Raw genomic sequence first — 7859 nt, 5'->3', positions numbered from 1 at the left:
CGTGCCGCAGGCGCGCGGTGAGTTGGCCGGTGATCAGGGCGATGCCGAGCATCAGCGCAAAGGTGAAGAAATACTGGGTGTCGTTGACGGTGAATGAATAGCGCGGCTGTACAAAAAAGAAGTCGAAACACAGTACTGCAAGCATCGCCGCCCACACGCCGGGGCCGCGTCCAAAGCGTAGCGCTACCAGCACCACCGTGAGCAAAAACAACATGACCACGTTGGCCAGGTCGAACACTTGCAGCAGCAGCGCGGCGACGGCGCTGGCGGCGAAGCAGGCCAGGCTGGCCCAGAGGTAGGCCAGGCGAGTGCCAGGCAGCGTTGCGGTTTTTTCGAGCGCGACGGGCTTGCTCGGCAGCAGGCCGTGGGCAATCACGATCTGATCGATTTGCGGGTGGTGGCGGCTGATCCGATCGCTGACCGACTGATGCCAGAGCCGCCACCGACGGCGCGGATGATGGCCGAGTACCAGGCGATTGGCATTGTGCTCACGGGCACAGGCCACCAGGGCTTCGGCGACTTCCATGCCCGGCAGTGTGGCGGTATCGGCGCCGAACTCTTCGGCCAGGGCCAGGGCTTTCATCGCGCTCAGGTAGCGCTTGGCGCCGCGCCCCTGGGCCGAGGCGACATGGACGACAATCCAGTCGGCTTGCAGTTTTTGCGCCAGGCGCGCCGCTTCACGCACCAGGCGTTCATCGCCGGTATCACCGGCGATACCGACCAACAGCCGTTCGCGGGCCGGCCACAGGGTCTTGATCGACTGTTCGCGGCGGTACACGCGCATCTGCGTGTCGACCCGGTCGGCCGTGCGCCGCAGGGCCAGCTCGCGCAGTGCCAACAGGTTGCCCTTGCGGAAAAAATGCCGTGACGCGCGCGCCGCCGCCGGACCCAGGTACACCTTGCCGTCCTTTAAGCGTTGCAGTAGATCGTCTGGCGGCAGGTCGATCACCACCACTTCGTGGGCGTTGTCGAACACATGGTCCGGCACGGTTTCACGCACGCGTATGCCGATGATCCCGCTGACCAGGTCATTCAGGCTTTCCAGATGCTGGACGTTGAGGGTGGCCCACACGTCGATGCCGGCGCTGAGCAGTTCTTCCACGTCTTGCCAGCGTTTGGGGTGGCGCGAGCCGGGCACGTTGCTGTGGGCCAGTTCGTCCACCAGTACCACGGTAGGATGGCGCAATAGGGCGGCATCGAGATCAAATTCGGTCAGGGCGAATTCACGGTGCAGGTGCTGGGCGCGGGGCAGTTGTTCGAGGCCGTGGAGCAGCTTGGCGGTTTCCTCGCGGCCGTGGGTTTCCACCACGCCGGCCAGCACATCGCGGCCCAGTCCGGCTTCACGGCGCGCCGCCGCAAGCATCGCGTAGGTCTTGCCCACGCCGGCGTTGGAGCCAAAGTAGATACGCAGCTTGCCGCGCAAGGCGGCCTGTTCTTCCTGTTGGACACGTGCCAGCAGGGCGTCGGGATCGGGGCGTTCGTTGTTTAAGGCAGGCATGTCATTCCTCTAGTTGTCTGTAGGAGCGAGCGTGCTCGCGAAAAACCTGATGGCGCCGCTGGGTGTCAGGTTTTCCGCGTTATCGTTAACGTCCTTCGCGAGCAAGCACGCTCCTACAGTGGATGGGGCGTTACACGAGGCCCAATCCCGTCAGCAGCAGGTCAATCAGCTTGATCCCGGCAAACGGCACCAACACCCCGCCCAGGCCATAGATCAGCAGGTTGCGGTTGAGCAGCGCCGCCGCGCCGATCGCGCGGTAAGTCACGCCACGCAGGGCCAGGGGGATCAGCGCGACAATGATCAGCGCGTTAAAAATCACCGCACTGAGAATCGCCGAGTTGGGGCTGCTCAACTGCATCACGTTCAATGCGCCGAGCTGTGGATAGGTCGCGACAAACGCCGCCGGGATGATTGCAAAGTACTTCGCCACGTCATTCGCCACGCTGAAGGTGGTGAGGGCGCCGCGGGTCATCAGCATCTGTTTGCCGACCTCGACCACTTCGATCAGCTTGGTCGGGTTGCTGTCGAGGTCGACCATGTTGCCGGCCTCCTTGGCAGCCTGGGTGCCGCTGTTCATTGCCACCGCCACGTCCGCCTGGGCCAGCGCCGGCGCGTCGTTGGTGCCGTCGCCGGTCATGGCCACGAGCTTGCCCTTGGCCTGGTAGTCGCGGATCAATTGCAGTTTGTCTTCCGGGCGAGCCTCTGCGAGGAAGTCATCCACGCCGGCTTCTACCGCAATGGCGGCGGCGGTCAGGCGGTTGTCGCCGGTGATCATCACGGTCTTGATGCCCATGCGCCGCAGCTCGGCGAAGCGCTCCTTGATGCCACCTTTGACCACGTCCTTGAGTTCCACCACGCCCAGTGCCGTGGCGCCGTCGCTGACCACCAGCGGTGTGCTGCCGCGCCGTGAGACTTCATCGACCTTGGCCTGCAAGGCTGTCGGAAAACTACCGCCCAAGGCCTCGACATGGCGGCGAATCGCGTCCGCTGCACCCTTGCGAATCGCCCGGCCTGCGGGCAGGTCGACACCGCTCATGCGGGTTTGTGCGGTGAAGTGCACAAAGCTTGCGCCCAACTGGTTGATGTCCCGCGCGCGAATGTCGAACTTCTGCTTGGCCAGGACCACAATACTGCGGCCTTCCGGGGTTTCATCAGCCAGGGAGGCCAGTTGTGCGGCATCCGCCAAGTCGGCCTCCTTTATTCCCGGCGCCGGCAAAAAGCTGCTGGCCTGACGATTGCCCAGGGTGATGGTGCCGGTCTTGTCCAGCAGCAACACGTCCACGTCACCTGCGGCCTCGACCGCCCGCCCGGAGGTGGCGATGACATTGGCCGACATCATCCGGCTCATGCCGGCCACGCCGATGGCCGAGAGCAGGCCGCCGATGGTGGTGGGGATCAGGCACACCAGCAGGGCCACCAGTACTGTGGCGCTGACCACACTGCCGCTGCCGCTCATGGCCACGGCGAAGATCGAGTAAGGGCTCAGCGTGGCGATCACCAGCAGGAACAGCAGGGTCAAGCCCACCAGCAGGATGGTCAGGGCTACTTCGTTTGGGGTTTTCTGGCGCTTGGCCGACTCGACCATCGAGATCATGCGGTCCAGAAACGACTCGCCCGGGTTGACGCTGATGCGCACCACCAGCCAGTCCGACAGCACGCGCGTGCCGCCGGTGACCGAGGAAAAATCGCCACCGGACTCACGAATAACCGGCGCCGATTCGCCGGTGATCGCGCTTTCATCCACCGACGCCACGCCCTCGATCACGATGCCATCGAGCGGCACCAGGTCGCCGGCTTCGACCAGCACCACCTGATCCTTGCGCAGCAGCGACGCTTCGGTCGGCAGCCACGCCGCACCGTGCTTGGGTTGTTGCAGCAGCTTGGCCAATGTCTGGCGTTTCATCCCGCGCAGGCTGGCGGCCTGGGCGCGGCTGCGGCCCTCGGCCAAGGCTTCGGCGAAGTTGGCGAACAGCACGGTGAACCACAGCCACAAGGTGATGCTGAGGATAAAGCCACTGGGCGCTTCCCCCTGGCCACCCAGGGACTGGAACCACAGCAGGGTGGTGAGGATGCTGCCCAGGTAGACCACGAACATCACCGGGTTTTTCCATTGCGCCTGGGGCAGCAGTTTCTTCAGCGCATCCCCACACGCGGTGAGCACGATGGCGCGATCAAACAGAGGTAAACGAGCATTCTTCATAAGGGCAATCTCTTACTCACTGGCCGCAATAGGAGGCGATGGCAGGCGGGCGTCCAGCGCAAGGTTGAGTTGCAGCACATTGACCCGGGGTTCGCCGAGCAGGCCGAGAGTACGTGCGCTGGTGTGCTGGCTAACCAGTTGCAGCAGCTCGGCTTCGGGGATCTGCCGCAGACGTGCCACCCGTGGCAATTGCAGCCGCGCATTGGCCACCGAGATATGCGGGTCGAGGCCCGAGGCGGAGGCGGTGACCGCGTCCACCGGCACCTGGGCGTCGGCGGCCAGGCCGTTGGCCAGGCGATAGACCTGCACGCGTGCGGCCACCTGGTCCACCAGTTTCTGACTGGTTGGCCCCAGGTTGCTGGCGCCGCTTGCGCCGGCGTTATACGGCTGCGACACGCTTTTGCTCGGGTCTTGTGGGTCGGCGCCCAGGGTCATGCTCGGGCGGCCGTGGAAGTATTCCGGCCGGGTGAAGTGCTGGCCAATCAGGGTCGAGCCAATGACCAGCCCGTCGCGTTCAATCAGCGAGCCGCGGGCTTGGAACGGGAACATCAGTTGCGCGGTCACGGTGGTGAACGCGGGGTAGGCGAACCCCGTCAACAGCATGAAAAACACCGCCGAAACCAGTACCGGGCGCAACAGCCCCTTGAATATCGATTGAGTCGTCATCTACGTGTCCTCAGTTGTACGTCTGGCCGGACAGCAACTGCAGTTGCTCCACCAGCGGGCCGAGCGCGAGCGCTGGCAAAAAGGTCAGGCCGCCAACCACCAGCACCACGAACACCACCAGCAGCATGAACAGCGGGGTTGCGGTGGGGATGGTGCCGGCACCGGCCGGTACGGTCTTTTTCATCGCCAGGGAGCCGGCCACGGCCAGCATCGGCAGCATGGTGAAGAAGCGCCCGATCAACATCGCCAGGCCAATGGTGGTGTTGAAAAATGGCGTGTTGGCGTTCAAGCCGGCAAAGGCCGAGCCGTTGTTGGCGGTGCCGGAGGTGTAGGCGTACAACACCTCGCTGAACCCATGGGGGCCGAGGTTGTTGAGGCTGGCCATGGTGTCGGGCCACAGGGCGGCGAGGGCGGTGAAGCCGAGGATGCTGATGGGGTGCGCGAGCACCGAGAGCATCACCAGCTTGATCTCCCTCGCCTCGATTTTTTTGCCAAGGAACTCCGGGCTGCGGCCGATCATCATGCCCACCAGGAACACCGTCAGCAGGGCGTACTGGATCAGGTTGATAAAGCCCACGCCGTCACCGCCGAACACGCAGTTGAGCATCATCTGCGCCAGGGGCACGAAGCCACCCATGGGGGTCAGCGAGTCGTGCATGGTGTTGACTGAGCCAGTGGTCGCCGCCGTGGTGGTGGCAATGAACAGGCTGCTGTCGGCGATGCCGAAGCGCAGTTCCTTGCCTTCCATGTTGCCGCCGCTGTGTTCCAGCGACAGGGTCTGGTTGGCGCCGGCCTGGGTCAGCAGCGGGTTACCGTTTTGTTCGGCGCCGTAGACCAGGGCGAGGAAGCCGATGAACATCACCAGGAAGGTGCCGAAAAACACCCAGCCCTGACGACGTTGCAGCAGCATGCTGCCGAAGGTGTAAGTCAATGCCGAAGGGATCAGCAACATGCTGAGGATATGCAGGATGTTGGTCAGCGGCGTCGGGTTTTCGAACGGGTGCGCGGCGTTCATGCTGAAGAAACCGCCGCCGTTGGTGCCGATGTGCTTGATCGATTCAAAGCTGGCCACTGCGCCGACAATCAACTGTTGCTGCGCCCCTTCAAGGGTGGTGGCCAGGGCCTGGGAGGCGAAAGTCTGTGGCATGCCCTGCCAGACATACACCAGCGCCATGCCCACGCACAGCGGCAGCATCACGCGGTACAGCGTGCGGGTGAAGTCGACCCAGAAGTTGCCGATATCGCCCGAACTTGAGCGGCTCAAACCACGAATGAAACCGGCCGCCGCGACCACGCCGGAGGTGGCGCCGACGCACATCAGAAAGGTGATGACCGCCATCTGGCTGAAGTTCGACAGGCTGGTCTCGCCTGCGTACGCCTGCCAGTTGGTGTTGGTAATAAAGGACGCGGCGGTGTTGAACGCCAGGTCCGGCGTTTGTGCGGCTAGCCCCAGCGGGTTGATCGGCATGACCGCCTGCAGGCGCAGGACCAGATAGCCCAGCAGCATCATCGCCGCGTTCGACAACAACAGCGCCGAACCGAAGCGGGCCCAGCCCATGGTTTCCTGTGGGTCGATGCCCAACAGGTGATAGGTATAACGTTCCGGCAAGGCATGGTGGGTCCCGGTGAATACCCGGGTCAGCCATTTGCCCATCAGTACGGCGAGCCCCGTCATTACCCTCAGGACCAGCGCAAATTCCAGCAGCGTGCTTAACATGTCGTGGCTCCGTTCAAATCTTGCCCATGGCGACAATGGCCATGGCAGTCGCAACAAAAAACACCAGGGAAAGGCTGATAAACATCAGGTCGTACATGGCAAGCTCCCTAGAATTTCTCTGCGCGAATAAGGGCGTAGCCCAAGTAAACGAACAGCCCCACAGCACATAAGCCGCTGGCGATATAAATGAACGTGAGTGTGAGCACGGTGTAACTCCCCTGAATGAATAAGCCGCAATTGCGGACGCGGGGAGGTTAATCCCTGGGGTATCAAGTTCTGGCACTGATTACACGAAGCGGTATTACGACGACATATAGAAAAGTTATGTCGGGCGCACGAAAAAAAGGGATAGCCCGCCGCCCGGGTATCCCTTTAAACACTGGGGTGCTGCTGGTGTTGACGAGCCGCTTATTTGGCTTTCTTTTTCTTCTCGCCGCGGGTGGCGAGGTGTTCAAAGCAAAATGCGGCGGTACCGAAGAGCGCAATCATTGACAGGACGATCATGCCTAAAGTTGAACTTTCCACGATGACTTCCTACGGGTGTTGGGGGTAGGAAGTGACGGTAGAGTGTCTGGGCTTAGTGCTCAATAGAGGTGACGTAATCGTTATGGGGAATAGGGAATTTATATGAACTCTTTACGTGGGAGTGGGTAAGTTCACGGGACTTGCCCGCGACCCTCACCCATTTTACGAGCCGCCCGGTCAGCGGCCTTCCAGCAACGCCCCAGCCTGGTCCAACAAAGCCAACGGGTCGCTAGCTTTATGAATGTCCACCGACAACAACTGTCGAAACTTGCGCGCTCCAGGAAACCCAGTACCCAAACCCAACACATGCCGCGTAATGTGATGCATCGACCCTCCATTGGCCAAATGCTCAGCGATATAAGGCCGCAACTGCGCCAACGCCTCGGCCCGGCTGATGACCGGCGCCGTACTGCCAAACAAGCGCTGATCCACCTCTGCGAGCAAATACGGATTGTGATACGCCTCACGCCCCAGCATCACCCCATCAAACACCTGCAAATGCTCGTCGCATTGCTCCAGTGTCTTGATCCCGCCATTGAGAACAATCTCCAGCTCGGCAAAATCCCGCTTCAACTGCGCCGCTACGTCATAGCGCAACGGTGGAATGTCCCGATTTTCCTTGGGCGACAAGCCCTCCAGAATCGCAATCCGTGCATGCACGGTAAAACTGGTACAGCCCGCGTCTTTCACCTGTCCGACAAAATCACACAACTGAGCATAACTGTCCCGGCCATTGATCCCGATGCGATGCTTCACCGTAACCGGAATCGACACCGCATCACGCATCGCTTTCACACAATCAGCCACCAGGGCCGGGTGCCCCATCAGGCACGCGCCGATCATATTATTCTGTACCCGGTCGCTGGGGCAGCCGACGTTCAGGTTCACTTCGTCGTAGCCTGCATCCTGGGCCATGCGAGCGCAGGCGGCTAAATCTGCTGGAACACTGCCGCCCAGTTGCAACGCTAACGGGTGCTCGGCTTCGTTGTGGCGCAGGAAGCGTTCGTGGTCGCCGTGCAGGATTGCGCCGGTGGTGACCATTTCGGTGTAGAGCAGGGCGTTTTTGGAGAGTAGGCGCAGGAAGAAGCGGCAGTGGCGGTCGGTCCAATCCATCATAGGTGCAACGCTAAAGCGCCGAGACAGTGCGGGGCTTGATTCTGCTGGGCTAAAGCTCTGTTTATCTAGCATTTTACTCAACGTGTTCTTGGCGTGTTTTAGGGCGTTTTCAGGCGTTTTTCAGGGCTCGCTGGTAC

Annotated in this window: 6 protein-coding genes; all 6 read right to left on the bottom strand. The window is 61.8% G+C overall.

From position 1 onward, the window contains the following. A partial coding sequence (locus tag BFQ03_RS04385) for a DUF4118 domain-containing protein (RefSeq protein ID WP_139115638.1) occupies positions 1-1498 on the bottom strand: 1498 nt, incomplete at its 3' end. A gap of 130 nt (positions 1499-1628) precedes the next feature. Beyond that, complete coding sequence (gene kdpB / locus BFQ03_RS04380; RefSeq protein WP_065942559.1) at positions 1629-3698, bottom strand: potassium-transporting ATPase subunit KdpB; 2070 nt, start codon at positions 3696-3698, stop codon at positions 1629-1631. A gap of 12 nt (positions 3699-3710) precedes the next feature. Next, the gene (gene kdpC / locus BFQ03_RS04375; RefSeq protein WP_065942558.1) at positions 3711-4364 is read right to left on the bottom strand and encodes a K(+)-transporting ATPase subunit C; all 654 of its coding nucleotides are present in this window, start codon (positions 4362-4364) and stop codon (positions 3711-3713) included. A gap of 10 nt (positions 4365-4374) precedes the next feature. Then, the gene (gene kdpA / locus BFQ03_RS04370) at positions 4375-6081 is read right to left on the bottom strand and encodes a potassium-transporting ATPase subunit KdpA (RefSeq protein WP_065942557.1); all 1707 of its coding nucleotides are present in this window, start codon (positions 6079-6081) and stop codon (positions 4375-4377) included. A 107-nt stretch (positions 6082-6188) separates the two neighbouring features. Further along, positions 6189-6287 carry a K(+)-transporting ATPase subunit F gene (kdpF, locus tag BFQ03_RS30980; RefSeq protein WP_076964610.1) on the bottom strand — a complete coding sequence of 33 codons (99 nt, stop codon included), beginning with the start codon at positions 6285-6287 and terminating at the stop codon, positions 6189-6191. Between the two features lie 496 nt (positions 6288-6783). Continuing rightward, positions 6784-7794, bottom strand: coding sequence for a tRNA dihydrouridine(20/20a) synthase DusA (dusA, locus tag BFQ03_RS04365; protein ID WP_032859295.1), 1011 nt, complete (start codon positions 7792-7794; stop codon positions 6784-6786). Positions 7795-7859: the final 65 nt, after the last annotated feature.

Origin of the sequence: Pseudomonas sp. 25 R 14 (assembly GCF_900004755.1) — a bacterium.
Classification (GTDB): Bacteria; Pseudomonadota; Gammaproteobacteria; order Pseudomonadales; family Pseudomonadaceae; genus Aquipseudomonas; species Aquipseudomonas brenneri.
This window is presented reverse-complemented; position numbering and strand designations above follow the sequence as displayed.

Excerpts from the sequence above, each read along its gene's own strand:
- kdpB (WP_065942559.1), bottom strand. The coding sequence starts at position 3,698 with ATGAAGAATGCTCGTTTACCTCTGTTTGATCGCGCCATCGTGCTCACC.
- kdpC (WP_065942558.1), bottom strand. The coding sequence starts at position 4,364 with ATGACGACTCAATCGATATTCAAGGGGCTGTTGCGCCCGGTACTGGTT.
- kdpA (WP_065942557.1), bottom strand. The coding sequence starts at position 6,081 with ATGTTAAGCACGCTGCTGGAATTTGCGCTGGTCCTGAGGGTAATGACG.
- dusA (WP_032859295.1), bottom strand. The coding sequence starts at position 7,794 with ATGCTAGATAAACAGAGCTTTAGCCCAGCAGAATCAAGCCCCGCACTG.